The sequence below is a fragment of the Bifidobacterium sp. ESL0790 genome (assembly GCF_029395435.1).
In the GTDB taxonomy this organism is placed as follows: domain Bacteria; phylum Actinomycetota; class Actinomycetes; order Actinomycetales; family Bifidobacteriaceae; genus Bifidobacterium.
In genome coordinates, this window is record NZ_CP113915.1 from 720,055 (window position 1) to 739,125 (window position 19,071).

The following is a 19,071-nucleotide window of genomic DNA, read 5'->3' on the forward strand; positions in this document are numbered from 1 at the left end:
GGCGGGTTTTACTTGGAAACATAACAATACAAAGGAGTTACTATGGTTCAGACATTGCAGTCTCATGACCGCCAAGTGCATCTCGATTTCCACACCAGCCCGTACATCGACGCGGTGGGAGCCGATTTCGACGCCGACGAGTTCGCCGACCGCCTGGTCAAGGCGCACGTCAACTCGATCACCCTCTTCGCGCGTGACCATCACGGCTATCTGTTCTATCCGTCCAAGCGCCATCCGGAGATCATCCATCCGCATCTGACCAACCACAACCTGCTGATTGAGCAGATCGACGCCTGCCACAAGCGCGGCATCCGCGTGCCGGTCTACAGCACCGTCGAGTGGGATGAATACAGCGCGCTGCGCCACCCCGAATGGCTCGCCCGCGACCCCGAGGGCAACACGATCAACGGCCAGCCGATGGTCCCCAAGCCCAACTTCTACGAGTCGCTGTGCCTCAACAGCAACTACCGCGAGTACCTGCTCGACCATATCAACGACATCATCGACACGCTCGGCCCCGACCGCATCGACGGCCTCTTCCTCGACATCTTCTTCCTGGTGCCCTGCGATTGCGAGCGTTGCCAGGTGCAGATGAAGCGCCGCGGCATGGACCACACCGACATCCGCCAGCGCGAGGCGTACTGCTCGATCCTGCTCGACGAGTTCAAGCACGAGGTCAAGGAGCTTCTGGCCCGCCGCGTGCCCGGTGCGACCATCTTCTTCAACGGCTCGCATATCGGCCCGTCCAACAAGGCCTCGCTCGGCGACTACTCGCATCTGGAGATCGAGAGCCTGCCCGGCGGCACCTGGGGCTACGACAATTTCCCCATCGTGATGAAGTACGTGCGCAACCTCGGCAAGCACGTGATTGGCATGACCGGCAAGTTCCACACCTATTGGGGTGATTTCCACTCGCTCAAGAACATCAACGCCCTCGAATACGAGTGCTTCCAGATGCTCACCATGGGCGCCGGCTGCTCGATCGGCGACCAGCTGCACCCCAAGGGCAAGCTCTCCGACGCCGCCTACGACCTCATCGGCAAGGTCTACTCGCAGGTCGAGGACCTCGAGCCGGTGACGCAAGGCACCGAGGCCCTGGTCGACGTGGCGGTGATGACGCCCGAGCGCGAATGGAACATGGACTCCCATCTCTCCGAATCGCTGATCGGCGCCAACCGCATGCTCACCGAGCTCGGCTGCCAGTTCGACATCATCGACCCGGACGCCGACTTCGGCAAGTACCGCCTGATCGTGCTGCCCGACGAGATCGTGGGCACCGACCAGCTCCGCTCGAAGCTGGAGGAGTACGTGCACGCGGGCGGCAAGGTCATCGGTACCTACATGTCGCTTGACAACGGCAGCGACGCCACCAACGAGCTCTACGGCAACTCGATGCTGGGCGAGTCCTATTGGGACCGCGACTTCATCATGCCCAACGACACGATCGGCAAGGACTTCCCGAAGGAAGAGCTGGTCATGTACGAGCGCGGCGCCCGCGTGCAGCCTGAGGGCTCGCAGGTGCTCCTGGAGTCGGTGCAGCCCTACTTCAACCGCGAGGGCAAGACGTTCTGCTCCCACCAGCACGCGCCGTCCACGGGCGTGAAGGGATTCCCGGCCGCCACGAGGAACGGCGGGGTCATCTACTTCTCGCATCCGCTCTTCCGCATCTATCGCGACTACGCGCCGCTGTGGGTCAAGGACATCTTCGCCGACGCCCTCAACCTGCTGCTGCCCGACTGCCTGGTGAAGAAGACGGGAGAAGGCGTGCCCAGCTCCCTGGAGCTGCAGCTGCGCAAGTCCGAGTCGCGCAACTCGCTGCTGCTGCATTGCCTCTATTACCCGTGCAAGAAGCAGGCGGTCAACCTCTACACCATCGACGAGAAGATCCCGCTCTACGACCAGGAGGTCAAGGTCAAGGTCGGCGACGCGTCGGTCAAATCCGTCACCGCCGTGCGTTCGGGCGAAGTCGTTGACCCGTCGCGCTACAGCGTGGCCGACGGCTACCTGACGATGTCCATCCCCAAGATCAATGGCTACGAGATCATGGAGATCGCGCTGGGCTGATCTGGTGCCTGTGGGACGATTGCCGCCCGTGTCTGGCTGATACCCAGAGCACGGGCGGCGATTCGCCTGCCAGGTAGCGTTCTCATTCGTTCGGTTTTCGTGCGATTTTCGTGCGGTCGAAAGCAAGCGTGCGATGGGTTTCGGGCTTCGGAATACGTTGGAGCGTTTGTTTGGTATAGGGAATGTCGGTTGTGGCTTATCGCCTTGCACATGACGGCTCTATGCCCCCGCTTTATGTCAACGATCTTGACATAATAGAGGGGATGAATGAGGATTATTGACAATATGTGGATTGATGCAACATGATTTTGAGCCATACGAATTCCGTGGAACCGATGGCCACTTTTGGCAATGACCCGGTGCTGAAGGCCGATCCCTCCGACGCGAGGGCCAGCAACATCCGGTCGGCGTTCCAGTTGGTGTTTCCCTCGGGGCAGATGTCCCGGGCCGAGATGGGGCGCCGCATGGGGCTTTCGCGTATGGCGATCGGCAAAGTCGTCTCGGAGATGTTGGAGAGCCATCTGCTGCGTGAGCTGGGGATGGACGAGCGCTCGGGGCGCGGCAAACGCTCGGTGATGCTCGCCGTGGACCCGGATGGTTGGCGTGTGGTCTCCCTCGACCTGACGGCACGATACATGATTCGTGGCGCGTTGGTCGACATGTGCGGCCACATCGTCTCCAGGGCCGAAATTCCTTGCGAGGGTATGGGCAACGTCCGTCTGAAGGCGCTCGACGAGCTGTGCGACCGGTTGCTTGGCGAGAGCGACCAGCCGATTTTGGGGCTTGGCGTGGCCGTACCCGGCATCGTGAACTCCGAGGGGACGGTGATCCGCTCGGTCAACCTGAAATGGACGAATCTCGCGCTCAAAGAGCATATCGAAAAGCGTCTCCATGTCCCGGCCGTCATCTGCAACGACGTGAACATGGGTCTGCTGGGCGAATGCACGTTCGGCAGGTGCTCGGCGGATTCGATGTTCATCAAGATTGACCAGGGTGTGGGCGCCGCCGTGTGCGTCGACGGCCGCATCGTGGAAGGCAACGCCTATTCCTCCGGCGAGATCGGGCATGTGGTGGTCGATCCCAAGGGGAAGAAATGCGTCTGCGGGAAACGCGGATGCCTGGAGACCGTGCTTTCCGCGCCGGTGCTGAAAAAACGGATCGCGAAGGAACCGGAGTCGCGCACGGCCATCCTCGCCGAAGCCGGGCAGCTTTTGGGCAAGACCCTGGCGATGTCGGTGAGCCTCTTGGACCTGAGCAACATCTCCGTGTCGGGCCCGGCGGAGATCGTCGGCGACGCCTTCATCGGCTCGATGAGGGAAGAGCTGGAGGCGGACACGGTCGTCGATTACCGTGCGCCGGTCGCCCTCCATCGCTGCGAGCAGGGTGACGACCTGGTGCTGCTGGGCCAGGCCATCGCGGTCATCAACGGGCTGGTGGATTCGATCCACTGGAAAAACGTCGGAGGAGACGAGATGTCGAACCCGTCGACCGGTTCGGCGAATGCCGCCGGTCAACGCAATATGCCCAATAAGAAAGGGGATTGAGCATAGATGAGCTGTGCTGTCGAAGAGAAGGAAGAGTGCGAGACAAGCTCGGCTCACGCCGATGGGGCGTCGTTTTTCATCGGAGTTGATGTGGGTGGCTCGAAGATTTGTGGCGTGCTGGTCGACGCCCGTCAAGGCGGGCGAATAAAGGTCGCCGACCAATTGGAGATTCCCGCCAGACCTGGTGTGGACATGGTCGTCGACGACATCGTCGAGGTCATCAGCACCCTCTCCCAGCGCAATGAGGCACCCATCGCCGGTGTCGGCATCGGAATTCCAGGCCGGGTGAATCCGGCGGACGGCATCGTCGAGGACGTCGCCAATCTCGATATCGACAGGCTCGAGCTTGCCGGGGAGATTCACCGGCGCACGTCGCTGCCGGTGCGTGTGGAAAACGATGTGAACGCCGCGGCCGTCGGCGCCTACCATATGCTCTGTGAGGCGAACCGGCCTGCGGAAAGCGAGGGCGAGGACGTCGTCGCGTTCCTCAATCTTGGCACCGGCGTGGCGGCCGGGATTCTGCGCGGGGGAGTGCCGGACCACGGATTCAGCAACGCCGTCGGCGAGGTGGGGCATATCCCCGTGGAGCCCCATGGCTGGAACTGCACCTGTGGGCAGAAAGGATGCCTGGAGACGGCGGCAGGCGGGCATTCAATCGCCCGCATGTGGCCCTACGCCGACCCGCCGATGCCCGACATCATCTCGTGCGTGCGCGACGAATCCAGCCCCCGGCACGACGCGGCCGTGCGATGCCTCGCCGTCATCGTCTCGGCGATCGCCGACGCGCTCGACATCCTCGTGATGACCATCGACCCGCGGATCGTCGTCATCGGAGGAGGGACGACCAAGGTCGGCTCGCCGTTGCTCGACGAGATCAAACGCGAGCTGCGCAGGCGCGAGAAGGAAAGCGCGTTCGTGGCGTCGCTCAACATGTGCGACCGCCTGGAGCTTGCTCCCCGGGATCTGCCCTTGGGGGCGTTGGGCGCCGCGCTGGTCGGTATGGAACTTGAGCCTGTCGCATGAATCGTTGTGCGTATCAGTGCATGAATTTTCAATCACAGATATAAGGAGATAAACAGATATGGCGGAGATAATCATCACCAAGAACGAGGACGAGGCGGGGGAGATCTACGGCAAGTGCGTGGCCGATCTGATCGAACGCAAGCCCGACGCGGTGCTGGGCCTGGCGACGGGTTCCAGCCCGCTGGCCGCCTATCGGCATTTGGCCGCGCAGGTCAAGGCGCGCAAGATCGACGTCAGCCAGGTCCGTGGTTTCGCGCTTGACGAGTACGCCGGACTCGACCCGGCGCATCCGCAGTCCTACCGCAGCACCATCACCCGCACGGTGGTGGAGCCCCTGGGCCTCGACCCGGCCAAGGTTCGCGTGCCCAACGGCAAGCTGGAGACCATCAAGGACGCCGGCCGTGAATACGACGAGGCGATCGAGGCCGCGGGTGGCGTCGATGTGCAGATTCTCGGCATCGGCACCGACGGCCATATCGGCTTCAACGAGCCGGGTTCATCGCTCGCCAGCGGCACGCGTATTAAGACGCTGGCCGAGCAGACCCGCATCGACAACGCCCGCTTCTTCGACGGCGACATCAACCAGGTGCCGACCCACTGCATCACCCAAGGCATCGGGACGATCATGAAGGCCCGCCATCTCGTGCTTCTGGCGTTCGGCGAGGGCAAGGCGGAGGCCATCAAGGAGACCTGCGAGGGCGGGATCAGCGCGTTCTGCCCCGCCTCGGCGCTGCAGATGCATCCCCACGCCACCATCATCGTCGACGAGGCCGCGGCATCCAAGCTCGCGCACAAGGATTACTACCGTTACGCCTACGAGCACAAGCCCGAATGGCAGGAGATCTGATTAGGCCTGGATTAGGTCTAGTTGGCGAATAGTTGGGGCGGCACGGCCTGATCGGTTCGTGCCAGCCCCGCATCCGTATCTGGTGTCGGACGCGGATGCGGTGTACGTTGCAAGTGGAGCTTGAGATGACGAAGGGATGTGGGTCAATGATGATGGAAGCGGATAGGCGGTCGACGGTCGATGCGGTCACCAAGGCTGTGGAAGGCGCGGCGTGCCCGTGGTTGGTCGTCCGCAACGCCCGTAAGGTGGACGCCCGGGGCATCCAGGATGGTTTCTGGCTTGTCGCGCATGATGGTGTCATCGTGGCTACTGGTGTGGGTGAGGCGACGTTGGAATCGGAGTGCCGTGGTTTGGGCATCGTCGATTCGGCTTCCGCCGACTCGGTTTCTGAGGCTTCTGCGGATTCAGCGTTGACTCTGATGCCCGGGGTCGTGAACATCGACGCGCAAGGCCGGAATCTGACGCCAGGCTATGTCGACATCCATGCGCACGGTTCATGGGGCAAGTCGTTCGACGACGGTTTCGAGGGGATCGACACCGCCCGCGCCGGGCACATGGTCCACGGCACCACGCGGCAGGTGCTCTCGCTCATCACCAATCCCATGGACGTGATGTGCGACAATCTCAGGAACGTCAAGGCCGTGATGGGCAAGCGCCCGGATGTGCTCGGCGCCCATCTGGAGGGCCCGTTCCTCGCGCTTTCCCGCAAGGGCGCGCACGATCCGGAATGTTTGAAAGACCCCACGGACGATTTGGTCGACCGGCTTCTGGAGGCCGCCGATGGCGCGATTCGCCAGATCACCATCGCCCCGGAACTCCCGCACGGCATCAGCGCCATCAAGCGGTTCGCGGCCGCCGGGGTGGTCCCCGCGGTCGGGCATTGCGACGCTGATTACGAGACCGCGAAGCGTGGCTTCGAGGCCGGGGCCGGCATCATGACACATATGTTCAACGCCATGAACGGACTGAAACATCGCGAGCCCGGCCCGATTCCCGCCGCCGTCGAGGATCCCCGCGTCACCATCGAGCTCATCAACGACGGGTTCCACGTGCAGAATCCGGTGCTTCGGATGGGGGTGGCCTTCGCGCCGCATCGCATCGTGTTCGTCACCGACGCCATGTCGGCCACCGATTGCCCCGATGGGGCCTACAAGCTCGGCGCGTTGGACGTCGTCGTCAAAGACGGTCACGCGCGCCTGCTTTCGAACGGCGCCATCGCAGGTTCCACATTGTTGCTGGAGCATGCCGTCGCCCGCGCCGTCAACGTGTTGGGGATGGCGCCGGCCGACGCGGTGGAGGCCGCCACACTCACGCCCGCCCGCGCGTTCGGCTTCGACCGCCCGAACCCCGTCACCGAGGCTCCGCTAGGCCTGCTCTCCGAGGGCTACGCCGCCGACCTGCTGATTAGCAACCCCTCAACCTGGCAGGTCTCCCAAGTCTGGTGCGCCGGTCGCCAAATCCGCTAGCCGCCAAGGGCGATTGGGCTCGCCTTGCCAGCAGTCCACGCACCCAGAAAGCCGAGATAGCGGTCACCAAATTGATGAATATGCCAAACGCCACCAGATCTCATTCTGGTGGCGTTTGACATATTGCGAGATCATATGGAGTAAATTATTGGGAGTCTGGGGGCAACTAAACAACCCGAATTTTAAAGGAGTCGAATTCGACTCCTTTAAAGTAAGTGGCAAAACGTTGAAAGCCTCAAGGTTGGGTGCAAACTTGAGTAGGAGTGGGCAAAACAGCTAACTGTAAGCCGATAATCGCATACCTCTATTCGAAATTTCAGTGCATCCAGCGGAGACGGTTATCGCGGGCGAATTTGCAGGTAAGAATGCCGCCGTGGTCGGATGGGGCCGTGGACCCGGCACCGGAGCAAAACGCGCCGGGATGTGCCAAGCCCGTGCCCCCGCTTTGGGACTGCTCGGCTTGCTGCTGTGCTTGTGCTTCGGCTTGGGCTTGAGCTTGTTGCTGTGCCTGAGCTTGTGCTTGGGCGGCGGCTTGCTGCTGGGCTTGTTGTTGCGCCTGCTCCTGCTGTTGCTTCTGCAGGTCAGCGGCCTGCTGCTTGGCCTTGTTCTCGGCTTGTTCCTTATCCCATTTATCCGCCTTCGGCTTCGCTTTGTCGAGTTGCTTGCGGGTGGATTTCAGCTCCGATTGGGTCTTTGAATATTCACTGTTGAGCGTCTTGTATTCATTGCTTTCTTTTGGGTCGATATTCGCGCTGGCCGCGCCCATGGCTATGCCGACGATGAGCGCGAGGATTACCGCGATGACGCTTTTCCACCACGCGTGGGATTGCTTCTTGGCTTTGTGATCTGGCTGCTGTGGTTCTGATTCTGGTTCCGGTTGTGGTTCCAGAGTCTTTTGTGCGGTGGCTTCGGGGAATATTTGGGTTGTGGCGTCTGTGGCGTCATTGGTATTGTCGGGCTTCTTCGCTCCCATGGTTCTTCCCCTCTTATGTCGTTGTTGACAATACAAGAGTAATGCAAAATTCAAGGGGAAATGCGTGATAATTCGACAATCTCCCAACGAAAAACGCGAAAACGGCGTCACCATGCTTTGGCGCGGTGACGCCGTTTTCGTTTAGAAGTTTAGATTATGGTTTGTTTAATCGGAGCCCAGGTTCCAGTTCAGGCTCAACATCACGCGTTGGCGTCGGCCAGGTAGTCGGGGACGTTTTCGGGGTATTCGGGCCAGGCGCCCTCCTGGGTGCAGACGAAGGCGGCGGTGTTGACGGCGGCCTTGTGCGCCTCGAGCAGCGGCGAGCCGGTGAGAATCTTGGCGGTGAACGTGCCGGAGAACGAGTCGCCGGCGCCCACGGTGTCGACCACGTCCACGCGCGGGGTGTCGAGCGTGGAACTCTCGCCGTTCTTGGCGGTGATGGTGCTGAAGGTCGAGCCGCCGGTGAGGATGACGTAGTTGAGGTCGTACTGGTCCATGAACCAGCGGCAGGCCTCGTCGTCGGAAGTGCCGCGGATGTTGAACATGTCGCGCAACAGCAGCAGCTCGGCGTCGTTGATCTTGAAGACGGTCGCGTAGCCCAAGAGCTCCTCGATGAGCTCCTTGGAGTAGTGGTCGCCGCGGATGTTGATGTCGAAGAACTTCATCGCGCCGGGCTTGGTGTGCTTCAGGAGCTCCACGATGGTGTCGTGCGATTCGTGGTTGCGCAGGGCGAGTGTGCCGTAGCAGATCGCGTCGGCCTTCTCCACCATCTCGATGAGCTCGCGCGTGTAGAGAATATGGTCCCAGGCCACGCCCTTGATGATGGTGTATTCGGGGATGCCGTTCTTGAGCGTCACCTCCACGGTGGAGGTGGGCCAGGCGTTGCGTTGGATGATCGAGTCGACGCCGGACTTCTTGGTGGCCTCGATCAGCTCGTCGCCGAGCGGGTCCTCGCCCACGGCGCTGATCGCATGGCCTTCCGCGCCGTTCATGGCCGCGTGGTAGGCGAAGTTCACCGGTGCGCCGCCCGCGCGTTTGCCGGTGGGCAGCATGTCCCAAAGCAGCTCTCCCAGGGATACGACGATTGGTTTGGCCATGATTGGTCCTTTCCTAGTGGTTAGGCGCTTTTCGGCGTCTTTTGGTCCGCGTGGTTCGTGGTGTCGCCCAAAAATCGCATGGGATGGTCCAAAAATCGGGTGATCGCCGCCGCGGCCGCGCCGAGCACGGTGGCGTCGGTGGGTAGGGCGGAAAGCGAGATGTCGGTGGTGTCGGCGATTTCGGGGATGACCCGTTGGCGCACCACCTCGCGGATGGCTTCGAGCAGGATGTCGCCGCCCATCGCGCCGATGTCGCCGATGACGATGCGGCTGGGATTGAAGGTGTTGCACACGGTCACGCAGCCGTAGCCCGCGTAACGACCGACCTCGCGCACCAGTTCGCGGGCGGCCTTGTCACCTTGCTGCGAGGCTTGGAAAAGACGGGCGCAGGCCTCGCGGTGGGTCATGGTTTTCGAGCCTGCGACGATGCCGCGCTTGTCGATTTCGTCGTGGATCGCACCGGCCGAGCAGTAGCGTTCGAGGCAGCCGACATTGCCACATTCGCACGGCCGTCCGTTGATGTCGATGGAGACGTGGCCGAGCTCGGTGGCCGCGCCGAGATTGCCGTAGACGAGCTCGCCGCCGTCGATCACGCCCAGGCCGATGCCTTCGCCCAGCAGGTAATAGGCCAGGCTGCCGGTGCCATTGGGCTCGCCGAAAAGCCGTTGCGCCAGGGCCCCGGCGCGCGCGTCCTGCTCGATGAAAAGGGGGACGGGGGAGCGTTGCGCGAATTCCTCGATGAAGTTGATGTTGCGCCAGTGGGGCATCGACGAGACGAGCGCCGCGCGTCCGGTCTCGCGCAGATATGGCCCCGGCACGGCCATGCCGATGGAAACGACGTTGGGGTCGTGGGCCAGCAGCTGGTCGACATTTTGGTGAATCGCCGTGACTGCCTCGTTCACAGTGCTGTCATCGACGGTGGGCAAATCGACCAGGCTGACACGGTTGCCCGCCAAATCAAAGACGCCGATCTGCACGAGGCTGCGCGCGAATTTCACGCCGATGAAGTGGAAGCGGCTAGCGTTGATGGCCAGGCCGATGGAGCGTCGACGTTTGCTGCCTTTGATTTCACCGGTCTCGACGACGATGCCCGCGTCAATGAGTTTCGCCGTGATTTTCGTGATGGCGGCCGGCGTCAGATGCAGCGCCTTGGCGATCTGCGCCCGCGACGAGACCCCATGCCGATAAAGATGCCATAGGATGCGCGAGCGGTTCGCCTCCGAAACGTCGGTGCGCGAGATTCGGGAAGTTGCCGGGATGAGAGAGATCGCGGGGGCGATGGAGGTTGCCGAAGAGGTGGAAGTGACGGAGGCGACGCGTTGCGTGGCATGTTCCATGTCGACACCTCCTCGGGCCCTGACGGTGAAATGAATCTTCGTCGATGCAAAAGTTTTCATTAACTTACTTCATATGTTAACTGAGTTAATAGAAAAAGCAAGCTCCCGTAGAAGATTTTAAAAGAGGATTTTCGCGTAATTGGCCATCATGTTCCAATGTGATTGATTAGCCGGATTACACCTTTCTTTTGTTTGTTTAGGTTGTTTTGTCAGGTCCAGCCTCGCCTTAAGTCAGTGAACTCGGCCGTCCGTGACGAAGAGGGCGTGGGCGTCGCCGCTGGACTTGTTGCGCTGGTATTGGTCGAAGAGCTGCAGACGTTCGACGGTGCTGGCTGCGAGTGGCTGGGGGAGCGCGTCGCGGCTGAACCAGCCGACCTTGAGGCTCTCATCATCGCCTACGAAGGGTTCGGCGTTGCCGCCTGGCTTGAGCTTGCACAGGAACGAATGATCCATATATTGCGTGCGGTCGCCATTGGCGTAGGCGACGATTTTGGAGGACGACACCACGGCCACCAAATCGGTTACGACGGCGTCGATGCCGGTTTCCTCCTTGATCTCGCGCACCACGGTGTCGGCTGGCTGCTCGCCCGGCTCGTTGATTCCATACACCATCGCCCATTCCCCGGTATCGGCCCGCTGCCCGAGCAGAATCCGCCCTTCGACATCCTCTACGAGCCCAGTAACCCCACTGAGCCAAAGCAACTGGTGCCCAATCTTCTCCCGCAGCTCCACCACAAACCTCGGTGTAGTCATATTAAATCCTTGCTCGTTAAACCAAAGTACACACTCAAAAGTCAAAACATAAGAAGGGCCTTCGCCGATGAATCCCTAAAACATCCCCAATCCGCTCCCCAAACCCCGAAGCGTGTGCGATGAATTACTCTCCGGAAGCATCAATATGCAGTTTGGGAGGCTGGGATATGCAATGTTCGGGCGTAGGCTTGGCCGAACGGCCTTGAGTGTCCCGAACATTGCATATCCCAGCCTCCCAAGCAATTGGATCGCAACGTTACGCGAAGAAAGAACTACTTCCTGGCAGCCGCACGCTGCGCCATCCACGCTTCCACGTCGTCGATCTCCTTAGGAATATCCTTGGAAATCCACTCAGGCCCATTCTCAGTCATCAGCACATCGTCTTCGATACGCACTCCGATGCCGCGCATCTCGGGAGGCAGCAGCAGGTCGTTCTTGGCGAAGTAGAGGCCGGGCTCGATGGTGAAGACCATGCCGGGCGTGATCTTCGCGCCCTGGTAGGACTCGTAACGGGCCTGCGCGCAGTCGTGCACGTCGAGGCCGAGGTGGTGGGCCACGCCGCAGGCGAGCCAACGGCGGTGCTGCTGGCCCTCGGGGGAGAGCGATTCCTCAACGTCGACCTTCAGGATGCCCCAGTCGTGTAGCTTCTGAGCGATGACGCGCATGCAGGCGTGGTGGATGTCGGAATAAGTGGCGCCCACCTTGGCGGCCTCGAAGCCGGCCTTCTGCGAGTCAAGCACGGCCTGGTAGATCTTCTTCTGCAGCGGCGTGAACTTGCCGTCCACCGGGAAGGTGCGGGTGATGTCGGCGGTGTAGAGGCTGTCGACCTCGATGCCCGCGTCGATCAGCAGCATCTCGCCGTGGCCGACCACACCGGTGTTGCGCATCCAGTGCAGGATCGGCGCGTGCTCGCCCGAGGCGATGATGGTGTCATAGCCGACGGTGTTGCCCTCTTCGCGGGAGACGGCGTTGAACTCGCCCTCAAGCATGCGCTCGCTGCGCGGCTTGCCCACGGCTTCGGGCAGGCGGGTGAGAATACGGTCGAAGCCGTCCTTGGTGGCGGCGACGGCCTTGCGGATCTCGCCGACCTCGTAGGAATCCTTCTCCATGCGGGCCGTGGAGGCGAACTCCTGCAGCTCGTCGTCGGCCTTCTCGTTGGCGGCCGGATCGGGGAAGCCGTTGGCCTCGCGCATGTCCTCGACCTGCGCAGTCATCTGCTCGTCCGCGGCACGCACCACGCGCACACGCACGGCGCCCGCCTCGGCGCCGACGTCCTTGCCGATCGCATCAGGCAGGGAGGCCACGTCGTGGGTCTCGATGCCGGTCATCGCACTCAGTTCCTTGAGCCCGGCGCGCGGCCCGACCCAGTACTCGCCATAGTGCGAATCGACATAGTAGGCCTCGGTGCTGTTGTCGGCACGGGGAGCCACGAAGAGCTCCGGGGTGTGGGTCTTGCCGGCCTTGGCCTCAGGGCTTTCGGGGTCGACGGGGTTCAGCACGAGCACGGCGCCCGCCTCGTAATCCTGGCCCAGCCCGGTGTAATAGGAGAACTCGGTGTTGGGGCGGAAGGCGTAGTCATCGTCGTTGTTGCGCACCTTGGGGGTGCCGGCGGGAATGACGATGCGCTCGCCGGGGAAGCGCTTGCCCAGCGCCTCGAGACGCGCGGGAATGAACTTGCTGGACTCGAGCGGCTTGATCTCGGGCTCCTGGTTGTCCCAGCCGGTCTTCATGAACTCGGCGAACTTCTTCGACGTGGTCGGACGCAACGTGCGGTTGTTGGTCCTGTCTTCCATCGGTTGGTCCGCCCCTGGCGCCTTCGCCATCTCCTGTGCCTCGTATTCCTTGTCTTTGCTGGTCACGACTTCGCCCATGTCCTCTCCTGATCGGTGAATATAGATACCGTCCATCCTAGTGTCTTCGCCGACCGTTCCGGGCCCGTTCCCACGCCTTTTCACAAGGCCCCTTCAGCTCGCGTCTCGCCGCCTCGCCGGGTTCGCCGCGCAGCTTAGCGCTGGCGAGACTGTTTCATACAATAGATACGTCTATTTTTAAGCGTTTCAGCGATAAACGAGGTCTTATGTCTTTTGAGCATCCGAACACCAGCGGGGTCACCATTCGTGAGGTCGAGCGCGAGATCATGGGCCGGCGCACCACGCATGAGGAGCTGGGGCACGACCTCGAGGTCATGAACCTGATGCTCGACCTGCTGGGCCACCCGGAGGACACGTTCCGCATCATCCACATCACCGGCACCAATGGCAAGGGCTCCACCGCCCGCATGGCCGAGGCGATCTGCCGTACGTATGGCATGCGCACCGGCCTTTACACCTCGCCTCATCTGGAGAAGATCAACGAGCGCATCGCCGTGGACGGCCAGCAACTTTCCGATGACGATTTCATCGACACATGGACGCAGATCAAGGACTTCGTGGCGCTTGTGGACCACAAGATGGAGGCCGACGGCAAGGCCCCGATGAGCTATTTCGAGATCCTCACGGCGATGGCCGTCTGGAAGTTCGCCGACGCGCCCGTCGACGTGGCCATTTTCGAGGTCGGCATGGGCGGCAAGTGGGACGCCACCAACGCCTTGAACGGCGACGCCGCGATTATCGGACCGGTCGACATGGACCACATGCAGTGGTTGGGCGACACCGTGGAGAAGATCGCCACGGAGAAGGCCGGCATCATCAAGCACGAGTCCACCGCCATCATCGGCGCGCAGCCGCACGAGGCCGAGGTCATGCCGATTCTGGAACAGGCCGCCGTGGCCGAGCACGCCACCATGATCCGTGACGGCGAGGAGATGGAGGTCGTCTCGCGCGCCCCGGCCGTGGGTGGACAGCTGGTCACGCTGCGCACACCCAACGGTGTCTACGAGGATATTCCGGTCGCCAAGTTCGGCGAGCACCAGGCGCACAACGCGCTCGCGGCGCTCGCGGCAGCCGAAGTGGTCATTCCCGTCAACGGCCAGCTCACCCAAGAGGTCGTGGCCGAGGCGCTGGGCGGGGTCAAGATTCCCGGCCGTATCGAGCAGGTGCGCACCTCGCCGACCATCATCGTCGACGGTGGTCACAACGTCAACGCCGCCGAATCGCTGCGTGCGGCGCTCGAGGAGAACTACAACTTCGAGCAGTTGGTCGGCGTGGTCGCCATGATGAAGGACAAGCAGGTCGAGGAATACCTTGGCACGCTCGAGCCGATTTTGAGCCATATCATCGTCACCGAGAACTCGTGGCGAGACCGCGTGATGCCCGCCGAGGACCTTGAGAAGATCGCAGTTGGCGTCTTCGGGCGCGACCGCGTCACCCGCATCGACGAGCTGCCGGACGCCATCCAGCGCGCGGTCGACATGGTCGACGAGGACGACGAGCTGGGCGTGGGCTATGGCCATGGCGTGCTCATCTGCGGCAGTTTCGTCACCGCCGGCGACGCGCGCACTCTGCTCAAGGAGCGCAAGGACCCGGAGCTGGCGTTAACCAAGGCGCAGCGTGCCGCGGGCGCCAAGGGCGAGGATGCCAAGGGCCAGAACGACGCGAAGCCGGAGGAGGACGTCGTCTCCGAGGTCTTCGGCGACGCATTCGGCGATTTCGGCGTCAAGCAGGTCCCCTTCGAGGGAGAACCGGAACCTGGCTCCACAGCCGACCAGCTCCGTCGCCACGACAACGACCACTCCACCGCCAAGGACCGCCACCCCAGCGACTGAGCCCCCACCAGTGGGAAAAGCACCCAAACCTGCTCGGAATAGTGCTTATCTCACAGATTCAGGTCCAACCTGTGGAAAAGCACCAAAATGAGCTCGAAAAGGTGCTTATCTCACTGATTTGTGACTTCATCAGTGGGAAAAGCATCAAAACGGGCCTGAAAAGGTGCTTTTTGTCGCAGGGGAGTCTGGAATCAGGAAGAAAAGCACTATTTTGGGGCGGTTTTAGTGCTTTTCTTCCTGATTCTCGGTTTCGGCGTGACGAAAAGCAATGGATTCCGGCTCGGAGTTGCGGTTTGTAGGGCGGTTAGGTGTGCTGGCCGGTATGATTGCAATGGATAGCAATGCGTGCCCGGTGATGGGGAACGGCAAGAGGGAAGAACAGAGGAAGTTAATAATCCATGTATCTTAAGGAACTGACGCTCAGGGGATTCAAGTCCTTCGCCTCCGCCACCACACTGCGCTTCGAGCCGGGCATCACCGCCGTGGTGGGCCCCAACGGCTCCGGAAAATCCAACATCGTCGACGCGCTGACCTGGGTGATGGGCGAGCAGGGCGTCAAGAACCTGCGCGGCACCTCCATGGAGGACGTCATTTTCGCCGGCACCTCCTCGCGTCCGCCGCTGGGCCGCGCGCAGGTGAGCCTGACGATCGACAACACCGACCACACCCTCGACATCGACTACACCGAAGTGACCATCAGCCGCACCATCTACCGTAACGGCGGCAGCGAGTACGCCATCAACGGCTCCGCATGCAGGCTTTTGGACATCCAGGAATTGCTGAGCGACACTGGCTTGGGTCAGCAGATGCACGTCATCGTCGGGCAGGGCAGGCTCGACGAAATCCTGAAAGCGGACCCGAGTGGTCACCGCGCCTTCATCGAGGAGGCCGCCGGCATCCTCAAGCACCGCAAGCGCAAGGAACGCGCGCTGCGCAAACTCAAGCACACCGAGGCCAATCTCGCCCGCACCGACGACCTGCTGCACGAGATTCACCGCCAGCTGGGCCCGCTCGGACGCCAGGCCAAGATATCCCGTCGCGCGCAGAGCATCCAGGTCTCGTTGCGTGACGCCCAGTCCAGGATTTATGCCGAGGACTCGCAAAAGGCCATGGCCAGGCGGGCCGGCTTACGCACTGAGCTGGGACAGGTGCGTGGTCAGTTGGAGGAGGCCCAGCGTGGCCTGGCCAGAGTGAAGATGCGCATCGAGCAGGTGGAAGCGCTGAGCAGCGAGTCGAACCCGGCCATCACCAAGGTCAACGAGACGTGGCACGAGCTCACCCAGCTCAAGGAACGCTTCGAATCGTTGGCGTCGCTGGCTGACGAGCGCGCGCGTTCGGTCGCCGGGCAGATGATCACCAACTTCGGTGAGGACCCGGACATCCTTGAGGCGCGGGCCAAGGAGCTCGACGGGCAGGTGGCGGAAGGAGAGAAGACGGTCTCCGACGCCCGCCTCACCTTTGACCAGTCCACCGAACGCCGCGCCGACAACGAGAAACAGCTTGCGGCCGCCCGCCAGACGTTGATCGAATTGCGCAAGGCCGCGCAACAGCGTGACAACCAGATCGCCAACCTGCGCGAGCTCAAGGCCCGTGAGGAGTCAGCCATCGAGCTGGCGGACACCCGCGTGAAGGATTTCACCGCGCAACGTGTCACCATCGCCGAGCAACGCGACGAGGCCGTGGCGCAACGTGACAAGCTTGATGCCGACACCCAGCGTGACGGCGAAGACGGTGCCGGAGACGCGCTCGACAAGGCCCGTGAAGAGCTGAGCAAGTGCCAGGACGAGCTCGATGCCATGCAGGAGCAGTTGCGAGGGCTCAACGCCAAGGTGAGCGCGGCGAAGGCCAAGGCCGATGCGATTGACGACACGTTGGAAAGCCGCAACGCCTCGGGCGCCCTGCGGCAGGACAAGAAGGTGGCGGCGCTCGGTCGTTTAAGCGACTTCATCCACGTCGAGCCCGGCTGGGAGGAGGCCGTGGCCCACGCGCTCGAGCAGTTCGCCAGCGCCATCGTGGTGCCCGGCGAGGCCAATATGCTCGAGGCGTTGCGCAAGGCTTCGGACGACGGGCTCGGCAAGGCCGTCGTGCTACATCCGGTGGATGGCGACGGTAATGACGGCGATGGCGATGACGGTGTTGATGCCACTTCGAATGCCCACAATGATAAGGGCCACAAGGTCTCCGCTCTGGTCACCGCGAATCCCAAGGCCAAAGACAAGGAACTGGCCTCGCGCATCGTGATGGCCGTGCGCGACCTGCTCACCGACGTCGGCTCGGCGGACGACATGGATGAGGCGCTGAAGCTCGTCCATGACGGTCAATTCGGCCATGTGGTCACCAAAAACGGCGAGATCGTCAACCGTGTGGGTGCAATCGGCGGTTCCTCCCGCCCGCAGAGCGACCTTTCGCTGGCGGCAAGACGTGACGCGGCATTGCAGCAGGCCGAGGATTGCGCCGCCCAGATCGACGAACTCAATACGAATATCGAAAAGACGACCAAGAAGCGCGACGCGGCGCGGCTCAAGGTGGACGAGGAATCGCAGAAGCGCATGCAGGCCAAGCTCCGCGCCAAGCAGACGCAGAAGGACCTGCTCGCCGCCAAGGAGCGCGTCACCCGGTTCGCCAGCCAGCTCGACGACATCGAGGCCAAGATCAAGCGCGCCCAGGAGGACGGGCAGAACCACCAGCTCAAGCTCAAGGATCTGGACGCGGCGCTGGAGCAGACGCGCGACGCCGACGACGGCCACGGCAATCCCGAAGGCCTGGACGAGCGCGTGCGCGGCCTCGAGCAGGCGCTCGATAAGGCCCGCGAGCAGGAGACGACCGCCAAGATCACCTGGAACGACGCCAAACGCAAGATCGAATCGCTCACGCGCCAGGCTGGCCTGCTGCACGACAACGCCCGCGAGGCCACCGCTCGCCGCGCCCGGATGAAGGAGCTCAACGCCCGTCGTGAGCGCCAGCGCACCCACAGCAGGGCCATAGCCGCCGACGCCCGTGGTATGGCACAACTGGTGGACGCCGAGCTGCGCCAGGTGGTCGCCAAGCGCGACGAGCTCACCCAGCAGGCATCCAGCCACGACAGCCAGCTCAAGGAGTTGCGCGGCCAGCGCGACACGGACGAGCCGAAAGTGGCGGCGTTGCAGGCCAAGGAGCATGAGCTCGACGTCACCCGCGAGCGTGTGGCCGCGCAATACGGCCAGTTGCAGCAGAAGGTCTCCGACGACCTGGGCATGGGGCTCGACGAGTTGGCCGAGGCCTACGGGCCCGCGATGCCCGTGCCGGTGCTCGACGAGAACGGGCAGCCGGTGCCGCTTGAAGGTGTGGCGGACGACGATGAAGATAGTGATATCTATGCCGGTTCTGACGCTGAGAATGCGAATGTTGTCGATGCCAACGAGGATATGACAGACTCCGCTGATTCAGCTGGTTCCGACGATGCTCACATACAAACGCAAGGCATGAACCCGGTCAATCCGTCATCATTCACCGACCCTGATTTCGCCGAACACTACCAGACCGTGCCCTACGTGCGCGCCGAGCAGGAAAAACGGCTCAAGAAGGCCCAGCGCGACCTCGCCGCCCTCGGCAAGATCAACCCGTTGGCCACTGAGGAGTACGACTCGCTCGAGGCCCGCAACAAGTACCTGAACGATCAGCGCAACGACGTGGTCAAGAGCCGTGACGACCTGATGAAGCTCATCAAGGACCTCGACCAGACGATGGTGGAGGTCTTCAAGAGCGCGTTCGACGACACGGCCGCCGCCTTCGAAAAGGTTTTCGCCACGCTCTTCCCAGGTGGCAAGGGCCAGCTGCGCCTCGAGAACCCTGACGACCTGCTCACCACGGGTGTCATCGTGGAGGCCAGCCCGGCGGGCAAGCGCGTCAAACAGCTCAGCCTGCTCTCCGGCGGCGAACGCTCGCTCACTGCCCTGGCGCTGCTCTTCGCCATCTTCACCGCGCGCCCCAGCCCGTTCTACGTGATGGACGAGGTGGAGGCCGCGCTCGACGACATCAATCTGACGCGCCTCATCAACGCGTTCAACGACCTGCGCCAGCACGCCCAGCTCATCATCATCACCCACCAGCAGCGCACGATGTCCATCGCCGATGCCCTCTATGGAGTGACCATGAGATCAGATGGAGTGACGGCGGTGATTAGTCAGAAGTTGGAACATGAGTAACTGAAATTTCAGTTAGTAGCCTCATGCAGAGTGGGTGGTGGGGATATGCGATGTTCGACCGTATGACTTGGCCGAGCGGC

Annotated in this window: 12 protein-coding genes; 7 read left to right on the plus strand and 5 right to left on the minus strand. The window is 62.2% G+C overall.

The features are described 5' to 3' along the window. The first annotated feature begins 42 nt into the window (after nt 1-42). The 5 genes from OZY47_RS02580 to nagA all read left to right on the plus strand — a co-directional run bounded on the left by OZY47_RS02580 (nt 43) and on the right by nagA (nt 6,944). Nucleotides 43-2,064 (plus strand): beta-galactosidase trimerization domain-containing protein, encoded by a 2,022-nt coding sequence (locus tag OZY47_RS02580; RefSeq protein WP_277178454.1) that lies wholly within the window; start codon nt 43-45, stop codon nt 2,062-2,064. A 335-nt stretch (nt 2,065-2,399) separates the two neighbouring features. Then, on the plus strand, nt 2,400-3,608 hold the full coding sequence (locus OZY47_RS02585) for an ROK family protein (RefSeq protein WP_277178456.1): 1,209 nt from the start codon (nt 2,400-2,402) through the stop codon (nt 3,606-3,608). Nucleotides 3,609-3,614: 6 nt separating this feature from the next. Further along, nucleotides 3,615-4,631 carry an ROK family protein gene (locus OZY47_RS02590; RefSeq protein WP_277178459.1) on the plus strand — a complete coding sequence of 339 codons (1,017 nt, stop codon included), beginning with the start codon at nt 3,615-3,617 and terminating at the stop codon, nt 4,629-4,631. A gap of 58 nt (nt 4,632-4,689) precedes the next feature. Continuing rightward, complete coding sequence (nagB, locus tag OZY47_RS02595) at nt 4,690-5,478, plus strand: glucosamine-6-phosphate deaminase (protein WP_277178462.1); 789 nt, start codon at nt 4,690-4,692, stop codon at nt 5,476-5,478. Nucleotides 5,479-5,630: 152 nt separating this feature from the next. Next, nucleotides 5,631-6,944, plus strand: a complete 1,314-nt coding sequence (gene nagA / locus OZY47_RS02600) for an N-acetylglucosamine-6-phosphate deacetylase (RefSeq protein WP_277179091.1) — start codon at nt 5,631-5,633, stop codon at nt 6,942-6,944. A gap of 316 nt (nt 6,945-7,260) precedes the next feature. Here nagA and OZY47_RS02605 read toward each other — a convergent pair whose 3' ends face one another. The 5 genes from OZY47_RS02605 to OZY47_RS02625 all read right to left on the minus strand — a co-directional run bounded on the left by OZY47_RS02605 (nt 7,261) and on the right by OZY47_RS02625 (nt 12,975). Then, a complete protein-coding gene (locus OZY47_RS02605) occupies nt 7,261-7,917 on the minus strand; it encodes a hypothetical protein (protein WP_277178464.1) in 657 nt (218 codons plus the stop codon). Between the two features lie 200 nt (nt 7,918-8,117). Continuing rightward, nucleotides 8,118-9,014 (minus strand): carbohydrate kinase, encoded by an 897-nt coding sequence (locus tag OZY47_RS02610; RefSeq protein WP_277178466.1) that lies wholly within the window; start codon nt 9,012-9,014, stop codon nt 8,118-8,120. Between the two features lie 20 nt (nt 9,015-9,034). Further along, nucleotides 9,035-10,351: an ROK family transcriptional regulator gene (locus tag OZY47_RS02615; RefSeq protein WP_277178468.1), complete on the minus strand. Its 1,317-nt coding sequence runs from the start codon at nt 10,349-10,351 to the stop codon at nt 9,035-9,037. Nucleotides 10,352-10,582: 231 nt separating this feature from the next. Continuing rightward, the gene (locus OZY47_RS02620; protein WP_277178470.1) at nt 10,583-11,104 is read right to left on the minus strand and encodes an NUDIX domain-containing protein; all 522 of its coding nucleotides are present in this window, start codon (nt 11,102-11,104) and stop codon (nt 10,583-10,585) included. A gap of 272 nt (nt 11,105-11,376) precedes the next feature. Next, nucleotides 11,377-12,975 carry an aminopeptidase P family protein gene (locus OZY47_RS02625; RefSeq protein ID WP_277178472.1) on the minus strand — a complete coding sequence of 533 codons (1,599 nt, stop codon included), beginning with the start codon at nt 12,973-12,975 and terminating at the stop codon, nt 11,377-11,379. 206 nt (nt 12,976-13,181) lie between these two features. Between OZY47_RS02625 and OZY47_RS02630 the strand changes: the two genes are divergently transcribed. Then, the gene (locus OZY47_RS02630; protein ID WP_277178474.1) at nt 13,182-14,807 is read left to right on the plus strand and encodes a folylpolyglutamate synthase/dihydrofolate synthase family protein; all 1,626 of its coding nucleotides are present in this window, start codon (nt 13,182-13,184) and stop codon (nt 14,805-14,807) included. A 398-nt stretch (nt 14,808-15,205) separates the two neighbouring features. Next, entirely contained in the window at nt 15,206-18,991 is a 3,786-nt protein-coding gene (locus tag OZY47_RS02635; RefSeq protein WP_277178476.1) for an AAA family ATPase, read from the plus strand. Nucleotides 18,992-19,071: the final 80 nt, after the last annotated feature.